The organism is Citrobacter sp. GW821-FHT02E08 (assembly GCF_059421685.1).
Genome location: NZ_JBWKVL010000008.1, coordinates 84292 through 108509 on the forward strand (window position 1 = coordinate 84292; position 24218 = coordinate 108509).

At 55.2% G+C, this 24218-nt stretch carries 22 protein-coding genes; all 22 read right to left on the reverse strand.

Translation table 11 applies throughout. The annotated features are described in order from the left end of the window. Window positions 1-32 precede the first annotated feature (32 nt). A complete protein-coding gene (locus tag AC07UY_RS12370; RefSeq protein ID WP_494701253.1) occupies window positions 33-1961 on the reverse strand; it encodes a type VI secretion system Vgr family protein in 1929 nt (642 codons plus the stop codon). Between the two features lie 138 nt (window positions 1962-2099). Further along, window positions 2100-2792 (reverse strand): ankyrin repeat domain-containing protein, encoded by a 693-nt coding sequence (locus tag AC07UY_RS12375; RefSeq protein ID WP_494724432.1) that lies wholly within the window; start codon window positions 2790-2792, stop codon window positions 2100-2102. Window positions 2793-2857: 65 nt separating this feature from the next. Continuing rightward, window positions 2858-4324 (reverse strand): Tle-like phospholipase domain-containing protein, encoded by a 1467-nt coding sequence (locus AC07UY_RS12380; protein WP_494701252.1) that lies wholly within the window; start codon window positions 4322-4324, stop codon window positions 2858-2860. A gap of 26 nt (window positions 4325-4350) precedes the next feature. Continuing rightward, window positions 4351-5784, reverse strand: a complete 1434-nt coding sequence (locus tag AC07UY_RS12385) for a serine/threonine protein kinase (RefSeq protein WP_494701251.1) — start codon at window positions 5782-5784, stop codon at window positions 4351-4353. 26 nt (window positions 5785-5810) lie between these two features. Further along, entirely contained in the window at window positions 5811-8426 is a 2616-nt protein-coding gene (gene tssH, locus AC07UY_RS12390; protein WP_494701250.1) for a type VI secretion system ATPase TssH, read from the reverse strand. A 35-nt stretch (window positions 8427-8461) separates the two neighbouring features. Continuing rightward, the gene (gene tssG / locus AC07UY_RS12395) at window positions 8462-9505 is read right to left on the reverse strand and encodes a type VI secretion system baseplate subunit TssG (RefSeq protein ID WP_494660826.1); all 1044 of its coding nucleotides are present in this window, start codon (window positions 9503-9505) and stop codon (window positions 8462-8464) included. Next, window positions 9502-11373, reverse strand: a complete 1872-nt coding sequence (tssF, locus tag AC07UY_RS12400; RefSeq protein WP_494660825.1) for a type VI secretion system baseplate subunit TssF — start codon at window positions 11371-11373, stop codon at window positions 9502-9504. Before tssF ends, tssG begins: the two co-directional genes overlap by 4 nt. 2 nt (window positions 11374-11375) lie before the next feature. Further along, complete coding sequence (gene tssE, locus AC07UY_RS12405) at window positions 11376-11939, reverse strand: type VI secretion system baseplate subunit TssE (protein ID WP_494660824.1); 564 nt, start codon at window positions 11937-11939, stop codon at window positions 11376-11378. Next, window positions 11932-12744 carry a type VI secretion system accessory protein TagJ gene (locus tag AC07UY_RS12410; protein WP_494660823.1) on the reverse strand — a complete coding sequence of 271 codons (813 nt, stop codon included), beginning with the start codon at window positions 12742-12744 and terminating at the stop codon, window positions 11932-11934. Before AC07UY_RS12410 ends, tssE begins: the two co-directional genes overlap by 8 nt. A gap of 9 nt (window positions 12745-12753) precedes the next feature. Continuing rightward, on the reverse strand, window positions 12754-13728 hold the full coding sequence (locus AC07UY_RS12415; protein WP_494701249.1) for a hypothetical protein: 975 nt from the start codon (window positions 13726-13728) through the stop codon (window positions 12754-12756). Between the two features lie 16 nt (window positions 13729-13744). Beyond that, window positions 13745-14542, reverse strand: a complete 798-nt coding sequence (locus tag AC07UY_RS12420) for a PP2C family protein-serine/threonine phosphatase (protein ID WP_203360217.1) — start codon at window positions 14540-14542, stop codon at window positions 13745-13747. Continuing rightward, a complete protein-coding gene (gene tagH / locus AC07UY_RS12425; RefSeq protein ID WP_494701248.1) occupies window positions 14539-16287 on the reverse strand; it encodes a type VI secretion system-associated FHA domain protein TagH in 1749 nt (582 codons plus the stop codon). Before tagH ends, AC07UY_RS12420 begins: the two co-directional genes overlap by 4 nt. An 89-nt stretch (window positions 16288-16376) precedes the next feature. Continuing rightward, the gene (locus AC07UY_RS12430; protein ID WP_203360215.1) at window positions 16377-16799 is read right to left on the reverse strand and encodes a hypothetical protein; all 423 of its coding nucleotides are present in this window, start codon (window positions 16797-16799) and stop codon (window positions 16377-16379) included. 4 nt (window positions 16800-16803) lie between these two features. After that, on the reverse strand, window positions 16804-17196 hold the full coding sequence (locus tag AC07UY_RS12435) for a hypothetical protein (RefSeq protein WP_301699653.1): 393 nt from the start codon (window positions 17194-17196) through the stop codon (window positions 16804-16806). Continuing rightward, a complete protein-coding gene (locus AC07UY_RS12440) occupies window positions 17197-18213 on the reverse strand; it encodes a hypothetical protein (protein ID WP_494660820.1) in 1017 nt (338 codons plus the stop codon). It abuts the gene before it with no gap. 80 nt (window positions 18214-18293) lie between these two features. Then, entirely contained in the window at window positions 18294-18776 is a 483-nt protein-coding gene (locus tag AC07UY_RS12445) for an Hcp family type VI secretion system effector (protein WP_203360212.1), read from the reverse strand. Window positions 18777-19364: 588 nt separating this feature from the next. After that, on the reverse strand, window positions 19365-19859 hold the full coding sequence (locus AC07UY_RS12450; protein WP_494660819.1) for a T6SS effector amidase Tae4 family protein: 495 nt from the start codon (window positions 19857-19859) through the stop codon (window positions 19365-19367). Further along, entirely contained in the window at window positions 19856-20287 is a 432-nt protein-coding gene (locus AC07UY_RS12455) for a Rap1a/Tai family immunity protein (RefSeq protein WP_203360210.1), read from the reverse strand. The genes AC07UY_RS12450 and AC07UY_RS12455 overlap by 4 nt, the downstream gene beginning before the upstream one ends. A 71-nt stretch (window positions 20288-20358) precedes the next feature. Continuing rightward, a complete protein-coding gene (gene tssC, locus AC07UY_RS12460; RefSeq protein ID WP_494701247.1) occupies window positions 20359-21858 on the reverse strand; it encodes a type VI secretion system contractile sheath large subunit in 1500 nt (499 codons plus the stop codon). A gap of 3 nt (window positions 21859-21861) precedes the next feature. Continuing rightward, window positions 21862-22386, reverse strand: coding sequence for a type VI secretion system contractile sheath small subunit (tssB, locus tag AC07UY_RS12465; protein WP_494660817.1), 525 nt, complete (start codon window positions 22384-22386; stop codon window positions 21862-21864). Window positions 22387-22461: 75 nt separating this feature from the next. Further along, the gene (gene tssA / locus AC07UY_RS12470; RefSeq protein WP_494660816.1) at window positions 22462-23478 is read right to left on the reverse strand and encodes a type VI secretion system protein TssA; all 1017 of its coding nucleotides are present in this window, start codon (window positions 23476-23478) and stop codon (window positions 22462-22464) included. An 11-nt stretch (window positions 23479-23489) separates the two neighbouring features. Beyond that, complete coding sequence (gene tagF, locus AC07UY_RS12475; protein ID WP_203360206.1) at window positions 23490-24206, reverse strand: type VI secretion system-associated protein TagF; 717 nt, start codon at window positions 24204-24206, stop codon at window positions 23490-23492. Window positions 24207-24218 lie beyond the last annotated feature (12 nt).

Here is a 24218-nt window from a genome sequence, read left to right on the forward strand (position 1 = left end):
CCTTCGCTGTGGTCAACGCTACCCGGTTACTCTTACTTGCTGGCATTAAACACAAAGAAACTGTCCACTTCATGCTGGAGATCGGCCTGATGGGCAGCCCCTGGGGGATCGATAGCATTGCTGCCACCATTCGGATTTAAATGCAGTTCGCCAGAAAGCGTATTAATTTGTGCCTGCTGTTTCGCGGTGAAATTGAAGTTATTACCGATAATATTAACGCTGCCATCTTTCGATAATTCAATCGCACTTTCACCACACTCCAGCCGTAACGTATTGCCCGCAGAAAGCGTATAGTTGTTCACGGCTTTATCGCTTCGACTTTTTCCTGCCAGACAAATGACGTCCCCTTTGATCCCCGCCTGCTGATCTTTGGCTACCCGCAGGGTTTCATTTTCCCCCACATATTGGGTACGGTTTTTTTCTGTCGAATGGGATTCATCATTTTTAACGTTAATATCCAGATTACGCTCGGCCTGGATCCACACCTGTTCCTCACCCGCCTTATCCTCAAAACGCAGGGCGTTGGCGTTGTCCGCCGCGCCGTCCTTGCTCCGGCTCATGAAACCCATCTGGGTGGCCGCTGCCGGTAGCGCCCACGGCGGCATACTCGCTTCGTTGTACACGCGACCGGTGATAATCGGGCGGTCCGGATCACCGTTGATGAAATCCACCACCACTTCATCACCCACACGCGGAATTTGCACCCCGCCGTACCCCTGACCCGCCCATGCGCTGGAGACTCGCACCCAGCACGAGCTGGTGTCATCGCCTTTCGCCAGACGGTCCCAGTGGAATTTCACCTTCACCCGGCCGTATTTGTCGGTCCAGATACTCTCCCCTTGCGGCCCCACCACTTTTGCCGTCTGCGGGCCGTAGGTGCGCGGCCACGCCGTGGTCTGCGCCGGACGATACGCCACCGATGATGGAATAACGGTGAAGTCGGTGCGGTGAATAGTTTCCCCCTCTCCGCTCGCGTAGCGGTTCTCTTCAAAGTGGTAACTCGCCGCCGTGGTCAGATACTCACCGTTATCACTGAAAAACGGCGCGTTGCTCAGGGTAAACGTGTGCCCAGGCGCGATGCCAGCGGCCGTCGCCGTGGCCTGTATCTGCTGGTGTTCCACCTGCCAGCGCTCCTGACGGATACGGGCGTAGAACTCGGCGTGACCGTGATCCACAAACCGCCCCGGCCAGTCGTACACGTCAATGCTGCCAGGCTGGGGCGAGGCCGGGTTCTGCTGCGCCTGGAACAGCCACGCGTTCGGTTTGCGGAAGTCGTAGTCGTCAAGACTGTAAATCCCCGGCGTCACGCTGTCCTCCAGCGCCCACTGGCTGATGCCTTCTTCATCCGTGCTGCCACCCGACGGCGTCTGATGGTAGGGAATGAACTCATAGCCACTGAACGGCAGATGTTGCGTCGCAGCGTCGGTGAGCACCAGGGTGTGTTTGTCTGCCTCGTGGCGGAAGTGGAAGGCGATCCCCTCCAGCTCCATCAGGCGGCTGATAAAGTCCAGACTCGACTCCTGATACTGCACGCAGTAGTCCCATACCCGATAGCTGCCGGTCAGTTTATCTTCTACATTGACCTGATGTTCCCCCAGCAGCGTCTTAACGATCTGCGGTGCCGTCTGCCCCTGGAAGATACGCAGGTTACGGTCACGCTTCATCGGCCACAGATCCGGCTCCACCGTCAGCTGGTAGACCGCGTAACGGGTTCCCGTCAGCTCCACGGCGCTGACCGCCACCCGCGTCACCTTGCCGTTGATGTAGCGCGGCGTGAGCAGGCTCTGCGTTGGGAGTGTCACCGTCACTGGTTGTCCAAGCAGTTTACTGCGGTCAATGCGCGCGTCCGTGCCAAGCAGCGTCAGCGTCAGAGCAAACGATTCAGACATCGCCTCACGGCCAGACAGTTTCCAGAACAGCAGCCCCTCAACCGGGAGCTGGACGGTAATTCGGTTAAGCATAATCGTTATTCCGTAATTGTTTTATGCGGCACAAAAAGGTGTGGCGGTAAAAAAGCAGAAAACTAAAGGAGAATCTGGTTGTGTATACCTGAATGAAAAGGGCTATCCATACAGGCGAATTGATATTCCATCAGAACGTTATTTAACAGGCGCAGGCGGCCACGTCCCTCCGTGCTGGATGAACGTCTCTTTGATTTTGGTCAGCGTTTGATATTGCTCGCTACCTTCTTTTGCGCCATCCAAAAGGCGTTGAAGCAGGCTTCCCATCGTCAAGCCACCGTGGCCTCGAATTTCAGCATCGGCTCCGCGTTCTAGCAATAACAACACATGATCGTATTTGCCAAAATTTAGCGCCTCAATGAGAAGCGTATTACCTAACGAGTCAGTGATATTGATATTGGCTCCCATATCGAGCATCGCCGCCAGAGTCTCGGTATTTTTGGCCTTGATCGTTTCAAAAATGATGGGCTCTTTATACGTTTTATCTTTCGCATCTGGCGATAAACCGCCGTCAAGCAACGCCTTAATCCAGTCACCGCTGTCAGCTTTTAAAACGTATTCCGCCGGACTGCTTTTTCCCGCTGGGCGCGGCTGGAGCGGATCGGCACCTGCCTTAACCAGTACGGTCATCATCTTTAATTGTGTGGGCGTTTTCTTATCGTAGATCGCATTCATGATGGCCCAGAACAGGAGCGTCATATCCTCTTTCCCGGGTTTGTTTAAATCAATTTCTGAAGCCAGTTTAACAACGTCATCGACGTCACCGTGTTCAATCGCATTGGCTAATGTGAGTTGCTGGCCGCTAAAGTAATCCTGCGGATTTAAATCCATATCTTGTTTACACCCCTGAATCATGAACGTAAAACACAGTGCGAAGCAGCCTACTAAAAACGTTTTCACAAGCGACTCCTGATGATTGAGATGTCCTCGTCCTTCTGCTGCTCGATACAGTTAATTGCCTGATCGATCCCATGGCGGTCCAGTGCGCTTCCGGTCCCGCCCGGAAGATCGTGTGCAATCCCGGCCGCGTTAGGGCTGAGGGCAGAGATCTCTTCTTTGAGAATTAATGCCGGTACATGTCCCTTCACCGTTTTTAAATCTTCCCAAAGATTCACTTCCTGAATTTTGGTCAGCAGTTCACCTTCAACACGGTAGGCCTGAATATTGTCCGTGCTTCCCAGCACACTCCCGCCATATTGTTCAACCGTGTCACTGTTAAGCCCCGCAGCGTTGAATGTCCAACCCGCTTTACCACTGGCCATTGACGTTGCAGATGCGAGCCCGCCGCCGAGCGAATGTCCGGCGATATCGATGTTTTGGCCCGAGCTCGCCAAAATATTCCCCATGCCTACTGCATTTCGATAATAGGCAGACTCCATCCCCATGCCCTGTGCGCCATTGTTTGCCCAGTCAGCGCCGTTTTTAACCGGAGCCAATTCCCCTTTGCTCAATAGCGAAGAGACGTTGTCTTTTAATGACGCAAGTCCGGGTTCTCGTGATCCCCTGAACACCAGCGTAGGATTCATATCATTGCCAAAGACGTCAGGATCAGGCTGATAGACACGCGCCAGAAAATCCGGTGACGTTTCATTGTCGTAAAGCATTTTGCTTTTAAGACCAAATTTATTCAGTAACGCACTGTCATTACTAATATCTTTCCACCCTTCCGGCACGTTCGGCGTCGCTTCTAACGGATTAACGGTCTTGTAAACATTCCCCGCGAGCTTCGCTTTTTCCACGGCGATATTATTGGCCGCCAGCCGTTTAGCCGCGATTTGCGCATCCGGGTACAGGCTATTACTGCCCTGACCAATCAGCTCTTTGCGCGCCTGCCAGCGTTCCGCCTTCGTCATCTCCTGCAACTGTGCGGCATAGGTTTTGCCCTCTTTGCCCGGCGTCGGCTGGTCCGGCACCTGCGCCGTTTTGGCTTTCACGACCTGCGTTGGCAGCACCGTAGGCTCGGGGCGGGAACCGTAGGTTCTCACCATGGTTTCGTATCGGTCGACGATAGTGCTCACCGGATACCAGCCCAGTCCGGTGGGCGAGGCAGGCTGGAGCCTGCCTTTTTCATTGATATAAAAAACTTCCGTCACCGACGACCAGTTACGATGACTTTCATCAATCGCAACGACCCTGCCCATGTCTAAATCCTGCACGATCAGCGTGCGGGTATTTCGCCCTGACTGATACGGATTCGCCCCGGTTATTGAGTGGAGGAGATCGTAGCGCGTGAACAGCGAGCGTAACGAATTATCCGGTACCGACATAATCCACTGTCCGGCAACGGACGGGCGGATGATTTTTGCAAATAACGCGGGCGATACATTCTCGTTAAAAAGGTAGATAAATTTGATGTTATACATGCGCTCCGTCCTGTAACCAGCTTCGTTTACGGGTTCACCAGCCAGGTGCCAGGTTTCGCGATATCGAGGATTTGGGCCCGCGTTTTACCGCTTCCCTGCAATTCAATCGTGAATTGTCCTGCCGGGAGTTTAAGAGAGGCATAGCCGTTCGTTGCCGGACGCAGCGCTTTACGCTCGCCGTTTACCCGCAGGTTTTCCCCCTCCAGCATACGGATATAGATCAACGCGACAGGGCTGGCTTCTACTACTGGCGACGGACTGGAGTCCGCAGCGGCAGGCGGCTGAACCTGCGCGGTGGTGGTTTGCTGAGCCGCGACCGGTTCGCTGACGGCGGTCGCTGTCGGCGTTTCAGCCGGACGAACTTCCGCAGTCTGATTTTCCGTCTCGTGACCGCCGCTGAACAGCATCGCCCCCGTCACAATTCCCACAAGTACGCCTGCGGCGCCAATCGCCGGGATCGTGTAACGTCGCCAGTCAAACACAGCGACCGACACGCTTTTCTCTTCGACCGGCACCAGCATGGTGCCCGGTTTTTTTGCGCTCATCACCTCATCGATACCCGCGACCGGCATCTCAATAAGCGCGGCAAATTCGTCGATCGACTGCGGTCTGTCTTCCATGCGCAGCGCCAGCGCGCGGTCAATAGCCTGCAACAGCGACAGCGAGTATCCCTGTGGCTGCAATTCCACCAGCGGCTTACAGGTATCCTGAATCGAACGCACCACGCTCACCGGCGGCGGTGAGCCAACGATCAGGGTGCGCAAGACGGCACCGAGAGCGTAAATATCGGTCCACGGCCCCTGCTCGCTTTCGTTATCGTCGGTGTACTGCTCGATCGGCGCAAAACCGGGGCGCAACATGGTTTCCGTCTCGTCGGAGAGATTGCCAATGGTGCGGCGCGCCGAGCCAAAATCGAGCAGCACCGGCAGACCGTTCTCCTGAATCTGAATGTTATCCAGCGAGATATCACGGTGAAGATAACCCTCGTCGTGGATAGTCTTAATCGCCCCAAACAGCATCGGCAGCATGCGACGGATCCAGGCTTCGTTAATCTGCTCCGGCTTCTCCTCGCGCAAGCGCGAGAGCGTGGTGCCGCTGTAGAACAGCGTGCCCATATACGCGGTGTCGTTCTGCACCCAGAATCGCAGCACGTGCAGCAAGTTGGGATGATTAAAACGCGCCAGCAAACGCGCTTCCTGAATAAAGCTGTTCAGGCCCGCAGAAAACGCTTTGCTGAATCGCTCGCTGCGCAGCACCAGCGTCATATCATCGCCGCGCAACGCCAGGGAGGCGGGCATAAACTCTTTGATCGCAATAGTGCGTTCGAGCTGATGATCCCAGGCGCGATAAACGATGCCGAATCCCCCACCGCCAATTACTTCTTTAATTTCAAACTCATTGAAACGGTACCCGACAGGGAGCGCATTGGGGACAGTCCGATTGTTATCATTATCCGTCATCTTTAACAGTTCTCTTGATGATTGCGTTACGCGGCAAACTGACAGTGAAACTCGCCGTGCTCACAGGTGACATGCAGACGTCGGTACTGCGCGTCGCTGCGGCTGGCGGTAAGTAAAATCTGGCTCATCTGGGGCAGTAAGGTGTTGGTCAGAATAGCGTCCACCATACGTCCACCGGACTCCACCTCGGTACAGCGCTGAACAATCTGTTCCACGACGCTGTCGTCAAACGTCGAGAGGATAGTGTGATTCTCTTCGAGACGACGCTGGATGCGTCGAAGTTGCAGGCGAACAATCTGCCCGAGCATCTCGTCGCTGAGCGGGTAATACGGCACCACCAGCAGACGTCCCAGCAGCGCAGGCGGAAACACCTGCAGCAACGGCTGGCGCAGCGCAGCGCCGAGCGCGTCCGGCTCCGGCATCAGTTCGGGATCGGCACACATGGCGCCTATCAGATCGGTGCCGACGTTGGAGGTGAGAATAATAATGGTATTGCGAAAATCGATGTGTCGCCCTTCGCCGTCTTCCATCCAGCCCTTGTCGAAGACCTGGAAGAAAATCTCATGCACGTCCGGATGCGCTTTTTCAATTTCATCCAGCAGCACGACGCTATAGGGACGACGGCGTACGGCTTCGGTTAACACGCCACCTTCGCCATAACCCACATAACCCGGAGGCGCACCTTTTAAGGTAGAGACGGTGTGCGCCTCCTGGAATTCGCTCATGTTGATGGTGATGACATTCTGTTCACCGCCATACAGCGACTCCGCCAGTGCCAGCGCGGTTTCCGTTTTCCCCACGCCGGACGGGCCGCAGAGCATAAATACGCCGACCGGTTTGTTCGGATCGTCAAGCTTCGCCCGCGAGGTTTTGACGCGACGGGCAATCAGGTCAAGACCGTGGCGCTGTCCAATCACCCGCTGATTCAGCGTGTCGGCCAGGTTCAGCACCGCGTCGATTTCATTTTTCACCATCCGGCCAAGCGGGATGCCGGTCCAGTCAGAAACCACTGCCGCCACCACGTTTTCATCCACCGCCGCGAACAGCAGTGGCGCATCGCCCTGCAACGATTTCAGCGCCTGCTGCTGCTGGGCAAGCTGGCTGCGCAGTTCAGTCGTCTCGTCATCCCCGGCGGCAAATAACGCGGCGCGCAGGCCCACGATCTCGCTGACCAGACTGCGTTCTTCATGCCAGCGACGGGTCAGGACGTCGCGCTGCGCTTCGTAGTCATCGCGCGCCGCTTTTAACGCTGTGACGCGTTCAGGCTCGCCCGCGCCGACGCGCGCTTCACGCTCTGCAATCTCCATTTCCACCTCCAGTGCGGCAAGGTGTCGCAGACAGTCTTCAAGCTGAGGCGGCGGTGCGCTCTGACTGACCGCCACGCGGGCGCAGGCGGTATCGAGCAGGGCGACCGCTTTATCCGGCAACTGACGCGCCGGAATGTAGCGGTGCGAAAGCTTCACCGCCGCGCTGACCGCTTCATCAAGAAGTAATACCTGATGATGGGTCTCCAGCGGCGACACGGTACTGCGCAGCATCAGGACGGCTTTCGCCTCGTCCGGCTCGTGCACCTGCACCGTCTGGAAGCGGCGGGTCAGCGCCGGATCTTTCTCAATATACTTTTTGTATTCCGCCCAGGTGGTGGCGCCAATGGTGCGCAGCTGCCCACGCGCCAGCGCAGGTTTCAGTAGGTTAGCGGCGTCGCCGGTTCCCTGCTGGCCACCGGCGCCAATCAGGGTGTGGATCTCATCGATAAACAGGATGATCGGCGTCGCGCTGGACTGTACCTCATTGATCAGCGCCTGGAGTCGGGCCTCGAATTCGCCTTTCATCCCTGCGCCCGCCTGCAGCATGCCGATGTCCAGCAGCCACAGCTGAATGTTTTGCAACGGTTCCGGTACGTCGCCTTCGGCGATACGCAGGGCCAGGCCTTCCACCACCGCCGTTTTACCGACCCCGGCTTCCCCGGTCAGTAGCGGATTGTTCTGCCGGCGGCGCATTAAAATATCGACCATCTGGCGGATCTCTTCATCGCGCCCGACCACCGGGTCGATTTTGCCTTCCCGGGCTCGCGCCGTCAGATCCTGCCCATACTGGGCCAGGGTCCCCTGGGCGGCAGGCACCGTACCGGCTGGCGCATCCACCGCAGCAGCGGCCTGTTGCGCCTCTTTACTCTGTGCACAAATAGTGTCGAACTGCGCGATCAACACCTCAACATTGAGACGGCCAAACTGGGCAGAGATGCTCTTCAGCACGTTCGCCAGATTCCAGGTTTTCAGTAGGCCGATCAGCAGATGCCCGCCACGAATACGGCTGACGCCGAATTTCAACGAGCCATACACCCAGGCACGCTCAACGGCGCTATCGATATGCTCGGAGAGATCGGAGACCGAGCTTGCCCCGCGCGGCAGCGCATCCAGCGCGGCGACAATATCCCGCGTCAGCTGTTGTTCATCGAGTGAAAAGTGACGGATCACCTGCTGCAAATCGCCATCCTGCTGTTGCATCAGTTGATGCAGCCAGTGCACCAGCTCAACATAAGGGTTGCCGCGCAGCTTGCAGAACGCGGTAGCGCTTTCCAGAGAGGTAAATAACAGCGTGTCCAGTTTGCCGAAAAGAACGGCACGGCTGATTTCTGACATGTTCGGTTCCGTTGATAACAATGTTGTAGAAGAAACTACCGCTCTGCGGGATAGAGCAGATCGCCACGCGGTATGGGCTCAGGCTGAATACCCAGCCAGGTGTTGTAGCCTAACCGCCCGTCGCGACCGAGGGTGGCACCCTGCACCGCCTCAGCACGCAGTATCACGCGCGTTTCCCATTCATATTCCAGGCCGGCGTACTGGCGAACCCAGTCGCGCAGCGCCGTCACCTGGGCCGTACCGGGCAGGAAGTGGTTGTACTCTTGTGCGCTCAGCGGGCCTATCTCGAGACGAAACTTGTGCTGCACGTCGCGTACCGCAATCCCGAGAAATGCGGACTCGCCCATGCGCGGCAGGCGACGCCCTTCACCCAGTTGCGCCTGTTCACGCCGGGTAAGCGGCATCCACTGCGGCACATTGCTAACCAGCTTCACCGGAACCTTGAAATAGTCGCGCAGGATTTTCTCCAGCCCTTCCGGATCGCGTCCGTGGCGGGTCAGGTGCCCGGCGTGGGTAAAGCGGGCGTGCGGACTGAGGCTGCCTTTCTCCATTTGACCGGGCTGCCCCATACCGATCAGCGACGCCAGATAGCCCTCAAAGCGTCTGTTGTCGGCGCGGTCGAGCGAGACGGCAGGCTGCGCATCCGCCCAGGCGCGATAAAACAGCAGCGTCAGGCGATGGTGAAACAGGTCGGCAAATGCGCTGAGGCTATCGTCCTGGTGATGATGAATACGCTCACGGGCATATTCCGTCATATGAACCGGCAGCGGGCCGTTGGGGCCAAACAGGCCGAAGCTCAGGATCGAGACCTCATGCAGGCCTTGATCTTCGCGCTGGCGCACGTGCGCGACCGTCGAGGGCGCAAACCCCATTGACGGCTGCTGACCAATACGTAACGGCTCAAATTTGGGCAGCGGCGCACGTCCCAGCGGGTAACGTTCGCCACCCTGCGCATCAATACGCCGTAACAGTTGAAACAGATCGTAGCGCCACGGTGTCTCTCTGACGTCACGCCAGAACGGCTCCGGCAGTGGCGTCAGACGATGCACGCGCAGCGGTGCGGGGGTCACGTCGCTCATATCAGCGCCCTTTTCCCCATTCGCGGCGCCCAGTAGCCAATCTCACCGCGCTGCTGACTTTTCAGAGTGAACTCCGTGAAGCTGTTGATGGAGACCAGGCGGGCAAACAGGCGCTCCAGCACGCTGCCGAAAAGCCACGGGCTGGCCCCGGAAAACGCGCGCTCGTCCACCGTCAGCGTAATGCCGATCCCGCGGGCGAACACCACCGGGCCGGGTTCCGGTACGCGACGGTGTACCGGCTCCAGCACGCAGTGGCGAACACCGTCCACCTGGCGTGCAACCGGCGTCTCCGCCAGGTTTGCATAGAGGCCTAACAACTGACGCAGCGCCGCCGCGCCCTCTTCGTTTTCGCTGTCCATCAGGCTGAGGTAGTTCATCTGTAGCTGGCTGATGAGTCGCCAGGTGCTAAACCCTTCCGCCAGCGCCGGGCGCGGCGGCGTTGGACCGTTTCGCAGGTTCAGGGATTTGACCGGCATGGAGTCCGCCATGATGAATTGCCCCAGCTCCTGCTGTAGCATCAGGGGTAAATCGCGGCTGGTGCACAGGACGTCAGCGGAGATATAGCGCAGGGCGTCCTGCCACGGCGCGTGCCGCTCGTCCACCAGCGAAACAAACACTTCCGAGCCGACATAGCCGGTTCGCGTGCCGTAGCGCAGGGCATGTTCAGAGAGTACGCGCTGTTCGCGGCGCAGAGAAAAATAGGCGCCGTAGTTGCCCGCGTCCTGGCTCCAGGTGCTCCAGAACGGACGAAACGTCTGGTCGTCACGCTGACCGTCGGCGCTGCCGTAAATCGCCTTTACCGCGTAGATTTCATAATCCAGCGGGCGGATGTTATCCACCACCAGATGGTATTCGTGCTGGCCTTCGCTGAGCTTCTGGCGCGCTGCCACTTTGGGGAACAGGTTGATGACCGGGGTGCAGTGCATAGCCAGATGGCTGGCATCAACCACCCGCTCCAGTTGCTCATCGGTTTTACCCAGCAGAATGAAAATATCGAAGGCTTTTTCGCTTTCGCAGCGTTGAATCAGCTTGCCTGTCCCGCTCAGGCTAATGAACCGGAAACGCGCCGGAAACGCGAAGTACTCCTGCAATAGGCGATACCCGTCAAAGTTGCGCAGATCGTCCGGGAGCAGCGCCTGTTCCGGCTCAAAACCTTCCTGGCGCAGGCCGTCTGGCGGGAGCACCTCGCGCAATGGCTGCTCGCTCAGGGTCTGACAGACGATGCCGACGTGATGCTCCATCACCAGCTCCAGCAGCTTCAGCGCTTCAATGTCCGGGCCACTGAGGAAAAACGCCAGTCGGTCAAAATCGAGGTGTCCTAGGTTTTGCGGGCCATCGCAGGCGATGCGAATACGCAATGCGCTACAGGCACCGCGCTGGCTCAGGCCAAGTTGCGCCAGCGGCAGATCGGCGGGAATACCGCCCAGCGCCACTTTCTCTATTTTCAGCGGCAGCAGATTGACCTCATGCGCGGTGGTATAACTGCACGTGACGCCGTTTTTTTTCAGCGCCAGGCTATCCATCATAGTGCCGCGTGGAACCAGGAAACCGTTGCTCAGATCGCCACGACTGCTGTCGGGCTGTAGCTCTGCAATCGCCATTGACGGCGTGGGGGCCAGGTAATTCGGCGCGATCATCTCCAGCATACGCTGGGAAAATCGCGGAAATTCCGCGTCCATTTTCAGCTGCACGCGCGAGGTCAGAAATGCGAAGCCTTCCATCAGCCGCTCGATGTAAGGGTCCGCCACGTCAATGCCGCGCATGCCCAACCGCCCTGCGACCTTCGGGTAACGTTCGGCAAACTCCGCCCCCATCTCGCGCAGGTAGGCCAGTTCGCGGTTGTAATACTCGAGCAGTTTACTTTCCATGATTACCCCGCGTCTTTGAGTTCAAAATGGCCGTTTTCCAGATCGACGTCCGTACGAAACAGAAACTCCAGCGGATACGGCACACACCACAGTCGCCCTTTTATCTCGATCGATAAAACGTTATGCAGATCCAGCGAGGAGGTGTCAGAGACACAGCGCACCTGTAGCCCCTGAGGCAAAATACGCGGCTCGAAATGAATGATGGCTTCGGTCAGCTTGCGCTGGATATCGTGCCATTCAATATCCGACATCCGCTTGCCCGCCAGCGGGGCGACGCCAAAGTTCACGACGGAACGACTCACCTGCGGCAACGCGCTCAGGTTGTATGACGAGTCGTGATTGATGGTGTTAAACAGCCACTGCAAATCCCGCAGCACATGGCGACGCAGCGCGGCATGGGTAATCAGATTGCTGTTGGCCGACTCGCGTTTTTGTTCCGGCGCGTTATCCGTCAGGCGATCCAACAGCGAGGGCTGCATTTTGTCGCGTGCGCCGACGTTTTCCTGCCCGCTACGGGCACGCCAGCCGCTGCGCTGCAGATCGCCTTCACCTGCGGGATTACTCATTTGCCGCGTCCGGGGCAAACGTCACGAGACTCAGTGAAAGCAGCGGATTTTCGCTTTGCTCGCTCAGCCAGGCTTTCTGCCCCTGCCCCAGATAAAGCAGGCCGTCGTTATCCAGCGGTCGCCATTCGGTGGTGCGTGCCAGCTTGACGGCATCTGCCGCCTCATTGGCAAAGGGATAACGCGCAGGGATCTGGCAGACCTGTTCGCTGCCGTCGGTCAGGCATACCAGCGCGTGGCGCCAGACCAGATCCGTGACGCTGGCGGGCGCCTGAAATTGGATCTTCGCAATGGCGCTAAACGGTAGCCAGAAATAGCGGCCGTTGACGATCGTTTCGCACACGGGACCCAACCGGGCATCGCCGTCCATCAGCCATTCGAAGTCCTGCGTCTCTTCATTGTCGAATGCGAGTTGACCTGCGCTCGCCTGCGCCTGTTCCAGCGCCGTCAGACGTAGCGCGTGGGCGTGTTCGCCGCTTTCCGTGAGCGCGGCGGCGAGCGTGGTCAGCCACGGCCACTGCGCGTGTGGCATTGCGGGAGCGGCCATACCTGCCAGTACCTGCGCACGCTGCTGTTCGCCCTGAATGGACTGTTCAAGCAGCGTCACGGTGGGCTTCGCCTGAGGCTTCAGCGCCAGCCAGCTCTTAAGCTGGGTCAATGCGCGCGCCCAGTTTCCGCTTAGCGTTAAAAACTGCACGAAGGCGGCTCGCAGGTCGGCGTCTGCGGGTCGGGCTTTGATCTGTGATTCAAGGCGTAGCAGTGCGTCGTTAAGGAACTCGCCCGCCAGATGTCGATAAAGCGTATTCATAGCCGCTCCTTAATTCACCGCGCGCCAGGCGCCAATAGCGGGATCGCGCAGTTGAGGGCGCAGCGTGTCGATCAGGACAATATTGAGAGAAGTCCCTGGGGCAAGCCACGGACTCCAGGTCTGCTTGACCGCTTTAATACGCGCCTGCAGCTTCGCATCGTCGCTGGCCATCTCGCGGGAAATTTCTACCGCGACCGTGCCGTCTATCTTCCAGCCGCCCAGCGCCGGGTCGTAAGGCAGAAGCATCCAGCTCTGGTGGCTGTTTTGGGTGCTGAACACCATGCGTTCTTTATTAACGGAGGTGATCAGCGCCTTTTCCGGATCGACCTTCTCACTCAATCCCATCACCGGGAAACCGTGGATCCAGGTAACGGGCATCTCTTTTTTAGCCCCATTACGGGTCTGAGAGATGACCGTATGACCGCTCAGCCAGCTGCCGTTTTCACAACGGGTTTTGTCGGAGTCCGGAATAAACAACGCTGGCGCAGAGGTACCGCCCTGCCAGAAAGTACGCAGATGACAGCCATCCTGCAGCGTAAATTCCTGCCACGGCGTACGGTCTGCGGCAACCGAGTTCGACTCCGGGTTTAGCTCAGGCGGCACGAGTTCGACGCGGGCGGTGGCCGTCTTCTCTTGTTTGACCACCAATGCCCAGTCCTGCGCCTTGTTTGCCGTGCCCCGCGCCAGCGTGACGCCCGCGGGATCGTTCAGTTTCCACGTCAGCTTATCCAGCTTGCCGCACTGGTTTTTCAGCAACGCGCCAAGACGAGGGACAAAGTTTTCGAGGATAGCGACCTCTTTAGTGCCGTTCGCCACAATACGCAACGCCACCTCTGACTTACACCAGCTCTGCGGCGTTTTGTCTTTAATGTCGTCGATCCAGATATCCAGCTTTTGCGCAGGCGACTGTACGATGCGGTAGTTTTCAGCCTGCGCGGTGGTAGCCACCACCAGAAGCGCCAAACCCGATAGCCAAATTTTCATATCAATCCTTGTATGTCTAATCAGTTCCGCAGGGAAGAAATTGAGTTGCGTCAGAGAGCGTATGCAGCAAGGTGGTGTCCTGAGGACTTCCCATCCACACCGCAATCGCGGTGTAGTTATCCTGTGCATTGCCCTCCTGTTCGCCGTTTTTTTGAATAATTTGCTGCATTAATGTCAGCCACTCCTGCGGCGTATTAACCATATGCAGCGACTGCTGCATTTGTTCTTCGCTGACGCCATGCCAGAAGCCATCGGTGCAAAGCAAAAAGGCATCGCCGTCTTCAACCGGCACCACGTCGCTGTAGCTGGCTTCCGGACCGCCGTTCTCAATACCCAGCGCCAGATAAAGCAGATTACTGTTCAGGTTTTCCGTCTGATGACCGGCGTCTTTCATCTGCTGAATCAGGCTGTGATCGGTCGTCACCTGCCACAGCCAGCCACGGCGAAACAGGTACAGGCGGCTGTCCCCGGCGTGCGCCCAGTAAGCCAGACGATAATCTCTGTCGATAAACAGGCTGACCAGCGTCGTGCCCATCCGGTGATAATCCTGCACGGCCTGCTGTTCACTGAGAATGGTGCGGTTCGCCGTCTGTACGTAGTCACGGATATGCTGGGCGTTAAGATGTTTGTCGCCATCAAAGCGGGAGATAATGCTGTTACGGGCAAGCTCAGCGGCCATCTCGCCGCCGGGCAGCCCGGCGATGCCGTCACAGACGACAAAGCAGGCTGAACGTTCCCCAATGGTTTCTCCCGTCTGATCCTGGTTGCTGGCGCGCGTTCCCTGGCGGGAGAGAGAAGCCGTTGCGATCTTCATTTTTCTTCCGATCCACTCTGTGAGTCTTTGTATTGATTCACCTCCATGTCATAAGCATGAAGGAAGGCTTCGCCAAACAGGGTGTGGAAGTCATCTTCAATTTCACCGGCCGTCTCGCCATAACTGCGAACAAAATAGTCCCACAGCGCGGCTTTGCGACTGCCCGGCAGCGCCAGGCGGGAGCTCACGCCATTCTGTTTTGCCTGCTCTTCAAGCTGCTCCGGGTTAAAGGATTGCAACATGGCAGCGATGATGGCGCGAATACCGGAGATCATCCCCAATTGATGCGCCTGCAAATCGATGAGCGCGTCACGCACCGATTTTGTCGGCGGCATAAAGCCCGGCATCGGGGTACCGAACATCTGGATCAGTACCGTTTTACCGGAAGGCAGCAGCTTGAAAGGGTTGTTCGCATCGTCGAGCACCATCGTCATATCCGCTTTCACGCCGCGCTTAAGAATGGAACGCGATGAGAGCAGCGCCACCGTCCCCTGCGAGAACATGCCCAGGATTTGGCCAAGCTGGCGCATATTTTCACGGTCGAACTGCGGCACCGGCTGCATTTCGCTCAGCCCCATGCCTTCAAGCAACGCGTCCAGTAATTCGCCCTGCAGGACGTCGCCCTTCCCGGTGTTATGGGCGATGGCCGACGGTGACGCGGCGTTTTTTACCGGGTCGATACGCAACCGTCCTTTTGGCGGCTGGGCGTTGCTGCGTGCGACGGCCTGCGGCGTCGGCATTGTGAACCCGGCGTAATCCTGACGCCCTAACGCCTCCTCTTCAGCGCGCGGTTCCTCCTGCACGTCTGGCGCAAACAGCGGTGAATCCGCAAGCGCGTTATCTTCCTGCTCCATGACGGGCTGCTCAGTAATAATTTCGTCTGGGTGCGTTAACGGCGCGCCGCCCATTAGCCCGAGCGGATCGTCATTGCGCGCGGCGGGTGCGCTGGCTGAGCCGCCAAAAAGCGCCAGCGGATCGAGTTCATCCAACGCCTCTTCTTTTGGCAATGTCGGCTTGTTGTCTTCTGGCGCCACCAGCGTGGTTGGCGTGACGTCGTTAAAGATGCTCTCAGTTTTAAACAGCGCTTCATCGCTAAACAGCGCATCGGTATTGACGTTTTTGCGCTCAAGCTGTGGATTGCTGTCACTGAACAGCGCCAGCGGATCGTCGGCATTGCGCCCCGGCTCGCTGGGCTGTGAGAACGGATCGTGAGATGCGGCAGGTTGCGGTTTCGCGCGGCCGCTGGAGATGCTGTCGGAGATGGAAAACTCCTGCATCAGGCTATCCCAGATTTCCGTCGGTACGGCGGTTGGCGCCGCGTCAACACGTTGCGACGCACTGACCGGCTTCGGTTCTGCCGCTGAAACAGGCGTCACCGTTGGACGGGAAGCGATACTCGCGGCCATCCGACTAATCGGCTGGGTATCCTGAATAAGATCGGCCACTTCGATACGATAATCATCAATACCGAGAATATCGCCATCCTGAAGCTCAACCTGACGGCCCCGCTCCAGCGGAATATCGTTCAGCACCACGCGGGTGACGCTGCCGCGATTGGTCATGCGGCATTCGCCCTGCGCATCCACATGGACGATGGCCTGCAGACGCGAGATGGTGCGATCATTGTCCGGCAGCACCAGATTGTTATCCGTACCGCGACCAATGGTGCCCCCCGGGGCGTAAAAATCACAGCGGCTCTGCGGCGGCTGATGACCGGGTTTTGTCGAAATAATCGTGAATCGCATGGCGTATTCCTGCTGGTATGATTAGCGCTCAAACGCTGCCGCTCTCAGGGTGAGAACGGCGGCGTTTGGGGGTTAATAGCTGATTTAAGCTATTTGACTATATTTAGAAAAATAATGCCGGTAAGGAGCCATAATGTAAAAAGTAAGGCCTGAGCTTTATAGCGTCGATGCAGTTTCAATATCCAGCTGATTCTCTCTTCCGGTAAAGACTGAACGAATTGATAGGCTTCAACCTGTACATTTCTGTCTTTGGAAAACTTCATCTTCACGCCTTTGCGAAGACGAACAAACCAGATTATTTTTTGATAATTCGCCAGCGAACCAAAAAATGATGCATAATTTGTCATCAGATCGAGATCGTAGCCTCTTTGCCGATATTCTGAAAGAAGTAATTTATAATCATTTTCGTGCTTTCTAAAATAACAAGAACTGTAGAAGTCCATGATAACAAGAGCGGCAAACAAAATCACAAGAGCCAATAACGTTACATTTGTTAAGCTTAAGCATGGCATGCCTTTATTTTCCTGTGGCAACCATTAAAAGCAATAGCAGCATTAAAAATGCTACAAAAATTGTCATTTTGTAAAACGTTTTTATCCATGAAAAATTGTAAGTCGATGCTATTAACTGACTTACCTCCGGAGAAAGAATTATTTTACCTTTTGTTGTGGTGGCTTTGCCGGACAGAATCTTTTTCATTAATAACACTCGATGCGCAAAGCCGGGCAGGCCAAGTTGCTCATAAAATAGATAATCATTTACATCTAAGCATTGCCTATCACTCAAAAAATGAAATGATTTTGATAGCTCTGCAGAATATTTACGATAAAAATAAAAGTAAAAAAACAAAGAAATAAGCAATCCCAAAAAAACAAAAGAAAGCAAGATTAAACGTAAATATTCAAACATTCACTCATCCCCTGAAAATATCAAGTTGCTGATCTCTTCACCTAATTGAGCCCCTCCTTCTGTACCTATCCATGCCCCCGCAGAAGTAGCGCCAAGCCCTACAACAATTCCACATACGAGAGCACCAGTACCTAAGGTAGGTATTCCCATTGCACCACAAAGCGCTCCTGTACCCAACGACGCGGCCCATGCACCTCCGGCTGCACCGAGTGTACCACCACCAAACTTGCTGTATTCAGTCACAGCAACCTTGCCACATTCATTTTCACGACCTGTTGTACACGCATTATAGACTTCATTAGAAGTATTTAAAAAGGCGAAACCTAAAGAGATCCAGCCTCCTGCCTTCATAATGCTTGCGGCACGTGCTGACCGCATTATGTAATCCGAATACCCTGGTATTCCACCAACACCAACCGTACTCCACTCATGAACAATGGAGCGACTAGAAAGCCCTAATGCTTTTTTTATACTTTCATAAGCCTGAATATTAAGAGTTAACTTACTTATCTTATTGAGTAAGGGCTTTAGCTGCGAAAATAAAGCATTTCTTTCCGCGTAAAACTGCTGGCCGATGAGGGAACCTTGCGTAATAAACTGATTTTGGTAAGTCTTTTCAATCTTAATCAGAATGCTTTCTATTTGTTTGAAATATTTTTCACCAAAATCACCTACATTACCAGCTAATTTATCCCCTAATGAAGTTAACGCAGCAATGTTTTCGTAATTCGCGCTAAGATAGTCGGCAACAGTTGGACTAGCAGAAGCTAATGATGTATTAACTTTTTGCTTAGCTACAGCGAGGTGATTCAGTTGCAGGGACTGATTTTGGTTGTCGGGATCAGCAACGATGAGTAACTGGCCTGGTTTTAACCAAGGTGTATCCTTGTTAATCTGCATGAAATATCGTGCAGCGTCACTATTGCTATTATTGAACAATAAACGAGCCTGAAAATCTAAGGTACCAGGCTGTTGAACCACACAGTAACCCGGTGCAACTCTTGACTGCCCAGTCATCAGACCTCCTATAATTTGAATAATTTAATTTCTGGTAACGATTTAAATGACCGGGGATTACTCCCCGGCCACATGCGAAATTATGCTTCTTTGTTCTCTTTGATATTCCAGCCAGCGCTGCTTTCAGCACCTTTACCACCCGCAGTGGTCTGCTCCCAGTACTGCTGTTTCACTTTCGCAGCCTGGAATGCATAGGTCACGCCAACGGTATCGCCGTTGTCTGCGCCGGTGTACTGAACCGCAGTCACCAGCACATCTTCCAGCGTGATACGGGTGTATTCAACCTGCTGGCCGCCCGCTTTACAGACAGACAGTTCAACTTTGCTCAGGTGCTTACCGCTCGCGCAGTGTTTCAAAACGGCGGTGGTAGATTTGTCGATAAGTGCATTGACGTGCAGATCGTTAAAATTAACTTTACCTGCACCACCACCGCCGCCGACACTCATATTTCCCGGCTGGGACGCGCCCCAGGAGAAGGAGGTAATATCAGTCCAGCCAGTGTGGTTAGAATCTTTAGATTCGCCCGTAACACCCTCGACCTTCAGAAACATATCAATAGCCATAATATCTACTCTTCGTGGATTAACATTATTGCTTTCGAAAAAGCACTTATATGGCAAACAGGAAAGCATGGGGCTGAATAAAACCGTCCATATTTTACCTCTGCCTCTAATCTGACGAAATCATATTCGATCAGAATATCCAGAGTGGCAGCGATTGCAACCACCCTAAATGATACCCAGCCATTCATGACGGTGACTAAGTGCTAGACAACCAACCTTTGCATCATCTAGAATAATTTCAATTACGTTTTAACAAGAAAGAATTAGTGAATGAAAAAGATTGCCTCATTAATATTAACAGTCGTGTTTTTCATTATTGGGATTTTCACTGTTATCGATATTTTTCAGTCAGCATGGTATGTCATTACACTTGAGACATTTACTGCAATGTCTGCTGGTCTTCTTTTTGGGAAAATCGCTTTTCTAATTCTAATTATTTTTGGTCTTCGTTTCTCACTGAAATGCTGGTGCACGTCAAAGTCTTGACTTCATTTTTTCAGCAAGATAATAGATTGTTATTGCCGCCATTAGCCACAAAACTTATAAAAACCAGAAACAGACAACTCCATTTAAAAATAACATCGGGAATCATGCCAATTCCCAGAACCATATTTCCTTACAATAAGGAAAGCAATCGGAGTTACAAATAAACGAATTACTACTTAGAGGCTCTATAAGATCGATATGTCCACCACCGTAACCGTCAATCTTATTGAAGAAAACGACGCCCTTTCTTCCAAGCATAGATCGCGCGCCCGCCTGACGGTCAGTATAAATTTCAGCTTTTCCAAACACATGTGACTTATACAACTGATCAGCCAGCAATTTTGCACCAGCCTCAATTGCCTTGCCTTTATACGGACCTGACTTTACAGGTAAGCGCCCCGTAAAATCGATATTGCATTTCAATAATGCCAGACTCATCCGGACTGCACATGTATTTTCGTAAGCGGGTTGCTGTTTAATTATCGTTGAGTAATCGTAGCCAATTTCTGAAAAAAGTTGTTCTGCGGATGTAAATCCAGCACGGGTCTGGTTTGCAGAGTAATGCTGGCGTTTCAACTGCTCATATAATGGTCTCATTTATTATTCTCCCGTTTGCAGGGCCGCAACTCTTTCATACCGTCAGTGATAACTTTAGAAGCACGTTGTTCTCCCTCCTGCTTCGACAGGCTGGCAAAACGAGCATAAAGATATTCATGGAGAGTATTGGGAAGAAATGGCTTACCCTTGCACCACGCAATGCCCTCTGATGCATCAACCACACCCAGAAGATACATGTCAGCCTTAATACGTTCACGCTCGTTAGTTTTTGAAAGCCATGCTTTCGCAAAACGTTCAGCACTCAGGTTCAAATCAAAACCGGTTAATAAAGCGGGATCACGGAGAAAATTAGACGTGTCATCCTGAGGTAGCGCATCAGCACGCGGATAAGAATAGGTTTCGCTATCAGCAATCGCCAGAGTAGAGGCGGCCAGCAAACTGGCTGCGATTAAAATATTACTTTTCATCGTATGTCCTTATTTACTGGCGGTAATATCTACCAGATAGATTACCGGCCCCGTAGAGCCGGTAATCTTCATTACGCGTCCTGCGTCTTCAGCGACGGCAGTTTAGAAACCAGACGCAGCGAAACGGTCAGGCCTTCCAGCTGATAATGTGGGCGCAGGAAGAACTTCGCGGCGTAGTAGCCCGGGTTGTCTTCGATTTCCTGCACCTGCACTTCGGCCGCTGCCAGCGGTTTACGGGACTTGGTTTCCTGGGAGGAGTTGGCCGGGTCACCGTCCACGTAGTTCATCACCCAGTCATTCAGCCAGCGTTCCATCTCTTCGCGCTCGCGGAAGGAGCCGATTTTGTCGCGCACGATACACTTCAGGTAGTGCGCGAAACGGCAGCAGGCGAACAGGTAGGGCAGACGTGACGCCAGACGGGCATTGGCAGTGGCATCCGGATCGTGGTACTCCGTCGGTTTTTGCAGCGACTGCGCGCCGATGAACGCCGCAAAGTCGGAGTTTTTGCGATGAATAAGCGGCATAAAACCGTTTTTCGCCAGCTCAGCTTCACGACGGTCACTGATGGCAATTTCGGTCGGACATTTCATGTCCACGCCGCCATCATCGCTTGGGAAGGTATGACACGGCAGATTTTCGACTGCTCCGCCGGACTCCACGCCGCGAATCGAGGTGCACCAGCCGTACTCTTTGAACGAGCGGTTGATGTTGGCGGCCATCGCGTAGGCGGCGTTCGCCCAGGAATAATTGTTGTGGTTAGCGCCATCGGTTTGCTCTTCAAAATCAAAGCTGTCGACCGGGTTAGTCCGAATGCCATACGGCAGACGAGACAGAAAACGCGGCATCACCAGCCCCAGATAGCGGGCATCTTCCGATTCACGCAGCGAACGCCAGGCGGCATATTCGGTGTTCTGGAAGATTTTGGTCAGATCGCGCGGGTTGGCCAGCTCCTGCCAGGACTCCATCTGCATCACGCCGGGTGCAGTACCGGTAATGAACGGACAGTGTGCCGCAGAACCGATGCGCGCCATTTCCCCCAGCAGCTCAACATCCTGCGGGCTATGGTCGAAATAGTAGTCACCGACGATGCAGCCAAACGGCTCGCCGCCAAACTGCCCGTACTCTTGTTCGTAGATTTTCTTGAAGATCGGGCTCTGGTCCCAGCCCACACCCTTGTAACGTTTCAGGGTACGGCCCAGTTCCTGTTTGGAGATGCTCATAAAGCGGATCTTCAGCATCTCGTCGGTTTCAGTGTTGTTGACCAGATAGCTCAGGCCACGCCAGGCGCTTTCCAGTTTCTGAAACTCGTCATGGTGAATAATCTGATTCACCTGCTGCGAGAGCTGCTCATCAATACCGGCAATCAGATTTTGAATGGTGCGGTAGGTGTCGTTTGAGAAGGTGACGGTATTTTCCAGCGCCTGCTGCGCCAGCGTTTTTACCGCGCTTTCCACCGCCGAACGCGCCTGATCGGTCTTGGGGCGAAACTCTTTGTTCAGCAGCGCGCTGAATTCGTCCTGGCTGAACGCCTGATCTGCCTGCAGCTCTTGTTGTTGAGTCTGGTTGCTCATCGATTATTCCTCGCTACCTTTCGCGCTATCGTCATTTTTCGGCAACTGGCTCAGGGATTTGAGCAGCGTCGGATCCTGCAGAATTTTAGCGATCAGCTCTTCCGCACCGTTTTTGCCGTCCATATAGGTCAGCAGGTTGGAGAGCTGAGTACGCGCTTCCAGCAGCTTGTTCAACGGTTCAACTTTGCGGGCCACCGCATCCGGCAGGAAGTCATCCATGCTGTCGAAGGTCAGATCGACGTTGAGCTTACCTTCGCCGGTCAGCGTGTTGTCCACGTGGAACGCGACGCGCGGCTTCAGCGCTTTCATACGTTCGTCGAAGTTATCGATGTCGATTTCAAGGAATTTACGCTCGTCAACCGCCGGCAGGCTTTCAACCGGTTTGCCCACCAGATCGGCCATTACGCCCATCACAAACGGCAGCTGAATTTTACGTTCTGCACCGTAGATCTCTACGTCGTACTCGATCTGCACGCGGGGGGCACGGTTACGTGCGATGAATTTCTGCCCACTGTTACTCAATGCCATGATGTTCTCCGTCAAAGATGCGCGGTGAAGGTGAAACGGCAGACGTCGTGCCTGTCGTCATAATGCCTGGACGCGTCATTCGCGGCGTCCAAAAATGTTTTCCAGTTGATTTACGCCGTCCGGCGCCAGGTCGCGAATAATGTCCATAAAGTTGAGTTCAGACAGCCGCTGCACCCGTTCAATCATCAACGGCGCGGGGTGACTCGGTTCATACTGCGCAAAATACTGCTTCGCTTTCTCCAGCATCAGCTGCGCGTCGGCGCGACTGGTGACCTGCACGCTGCGCCAGTCCGTGACCTGCTGAACGGGCGCAACTGCGGCGGTCGGCGGCGTTGCGCTTTGTTCAACCGACGCCTCAGCGCCCGGCAACAACGTGCTGATATCGGTCATCTGACAGGCGCTGGCCACCAACCCAACGGTTTTCAGCAGTTGTTCCATTTCCGGTACGCCGCTCTCCCCGAGGTGCCCGACCAGCCGATCGCGGATCGCCAGTAGCCGTTCGTTAATCAAGAAAACCGCCTCGGTGCCGGGCTGGCCACCGCGGGCCAGTTCATCAATCAGCCTTGGACGGCCACCGGGATAATCCGGGCATTCGGTTTTGCTGCCATCGAGCAGCGCCTGGGCATCGCGCAGCGAAATCTCGTCGCCGTTTGAGCGCAACAGCGAGGCATTACGCAGCGCGAAAGTGAGATCGGATTTATCGCCCAGCCCCGCGAGGGCGTTAATACGGTAGAACGGATCGGTTTCGCCATACTCTTCCAGCCGTGGGTACAGCGGTTCCCAGTAGCGGGAAAGCGCCTGCTCTACCAGCAACAGCCCATCTGCGTATCCCGATAGCCCCCGACGCCGTGTCCAGGCATGGGTTAACGCCAGCATGACGCGCAGATCTTTGGTACGCCCCAACAGGCGGGTGGCGAGCTTTTCCACCGTATTCCAGTCGGCAGGTTCCGCTGGAATAATGGTGTCGCCGAACTGCTGTTCGGCTTTGCCCTGGCTTGCCTGCCCCATGGCCTGGAAGTCAGCGTCGTACTCAAGATTTTCGCCGCAGGGGTTTTCGTGGCTAATCGGCGCGAGAATTTCATCAATATTCATGGAGTCCCTGCTTATTCAAACATCGGCGGATAGAGGCCGTGACGACCTGGCCGGGCACCGCCTGCCGGATCGAACAGCAGCGTAAAAAGCTGCCCGGTAAAGTTTCCGCTGTGAACGTGGGTGTAAAGCGGGTAACCATCGCAGCGGTTGGTCCACCAGAAGCTGGCCTGACGCTGCGGGTCGAAGCACTCTGCCGCCTGCGGCCACCCCAGGGTTATCGGGTCGTCTTCGGCATAACCGATCACATCCAGGATGTCGGAGCGCATCTGCGGCTCAACGGGTTGCGGCGGCGGAATCATCATCAACGCCTCCTCCAGTTGCGCGGCGGAGTAACCGTTGCGCACCGCGTGTAATACCACCCGGCCAAGCTGCTGATACCAGCTTTCGGCCTGCCCCAACAGACGCGGCGACCACTCAGCAGGCGTAAAGCTAAGCTGGGCGCAGACCGGATACTGCCGCCCTACGCTGTCTCGTGCTGGCAGCAGGCAGCCCATCTGGATCATCTGGCTACCCAGCATCGGCGGCACGACAAAATTCCATACCGGGGCTTTGGCGAACTGGCGCTCGCCGCTGCGCTGCTCTTCCTGTTGCCAGGCCAGCAGGCCGACCTGAAACCAGTGGGACCACTGGCGTTGTAACGCGTCAGGAAAACGACGCTGCAGAAAGTCGCCTGCGCTGGGTAATTTGCCATACCAGCTGTAGAGGTTCATCGCAGGGGGATTCGTCATACGGCTGTCCTT

What these genes read in the sequence shown, in the direction of transcription:
- AC07UY_RS12385 (WP_494701251.1), bottom strand. Translation starts at nt 5,784, where the DNA reads ATGACGGATAATGATAACAATCGGACTGTCCCCAATGCGCTCCCTGTC.
- tagF (WP_203360206.1), bottom strand. Translation starts at nt 24,206, where the DNA reads ATGACGAATCCCCCTGCGATGAACCTCTACAGCTGGTATGGCAAATTA.
- tagH (WP_494701248.1), bottom strand. Translation starts at nt 16,287, where the DNA reads ATGCGATTCACGATTATTTCGACAAAACCCGGTCATCAGCCGCCGCAG.
- AC07UY_RS12440 (WP_494660820.1), bottom strand. Translation starts at nt 18,213, where the DNA reads ATGACTGGGCAGTCAAGAGTTGCACCGGGTTACTGTGTGGTTCAACAG.
- AC07UY_RS12410 (WP_494660823.1), bottom strand. Translation starts at nt 12,744, where the DNA reads ATGAATACGCTTTATCGACATCTGGCGGGCGAGTTCCTTAACGACGCA.
- AC07UY_RS12415 (WP_494701249.1), bottom strand. Translation starts at nt 13,728, where the DNA reads ATGAAAATTTGGCTATCGGGTTTGGCGCTTCTGGTGGTGGCTACCACC.
- AC07UY_RS12450 (WP_494660819.1), bottom strand. Translation starts at nt 19,859, where the DNA reads ATGAGACCATTATATGAGCAGTTGAAACGCCAGCATTACTCTGCAAAC.
- tssC (WP_494701247.1), bottom strand. Translation starts at nt 21,858, where the DNA reads ATGAGCAACCAGACTCAACAACAAGAGCTGCAGGCAGATCAGGCGTTC.
- AC07UY_RS12430 (WP_203360215.1), bottom strand. Translation starts at nt 16,799, where the DNA reads ATGCCATGCTTAAGCTTAACAAATGTAACGTTATTGGCTCTTGTGATT.
- tssA (WP_494660816.1), bottom strand. Translation starts at nt 23,478, where the DNA reads ATGAATATTGATGAAATTCTCGCGCCGATTAGCCACGAAAACCCCTGC.
- tssG (WP_494660826.1), bottom strand. Translation starts at nt 9,505, where the DNA reads ATGAGCGACGTGACCCCCGCACCGCTGCGCGTGCATCGTCTGACGCCA.
- AC07UY_RS12435 (WP_301699653.1), bottom strand. Translation starts at nt 17,196, where the DNA reads ATGTTTGAATATTTACGTTTAATCTTGCTTTCTTTTGTTTTTTTGGGA.
- AC07UY_RS12445 (WP_203360212.1), bottom strand. Translation starts at nt 18,776, where the DNA reads ATGGCTATTGATATGTTTCTGAAGGTCGAGGGTGTTACGGGCGAATCT.
- tssH (WP_494701250.1), bottom strand. Translation starts at nt 8,426, where the DNA reads ATGTCAGAAATCAGCCGTGCCGTTCTTTTCGGCAAACTGGACACGCTG.
- tssF (WP_494660825.1), bottom strand. Translation starts at nt 11,373, where the DNA reads ATGGAAAGTAAACTGCTCGAGTATTACAACCGCGAACTGGCCTACCTG.
- tssE (WP_494660824.1), bottom strand. Translation starts at nt 11,939, where the DNA reads ATGAGTAATCCCGCAGGTGAAGGCGATCTGCAGCGCAGCGGCTGGCGT.
- AC07UY_RS12375 (WP_494724432.1), bottom strand. Translation starts at nt 2,792, where the DNA reads ATGGATTTAAATCCGCAGGATTACTTTAGCGGCCAGCAACTCACATTA.
- tssB (WP_494660817.1), bottom strand. Translation starts at nt 22,386, where the DNA reads ATGGCATTGAGTAACAGTGGGCAGAAATTCATCGCACGTAACCGTGCC.
- AC07UY_RS12420 (WP_203360217.1), bottom strand. Translation starts at nt 14,542, where the DNA reads ATGAAGATCGCAACGGCTTCTCTCTCCCGCCAGGGAACGCGCGCCAGC.
- AC07UY_RS12455 (WP_203360210.1), bottom strand. Translation starts at nt 20,287, where the DNA reads ATGAAAAGTAATATTTTAATCGCAGCCAGTTTGCTGGCCGCCTCTACT.
- AC07UY_RS12380 (WP_494701252.1), bottom strand. Translation starts at nt 4,324, where the DNA reads ATGTATAACATCAAATTTATCTACCTTTTTAACGAGAATGTATCGCCC.
- AC07UY_RS12370 (WP_494701253.1), bottom strand. Translation starts at nt 1,961, where the DNA reads ATGCTTAACCGAATTACCGTCCAGCTCCCGGTTGAGGGGCTGCTGTTC.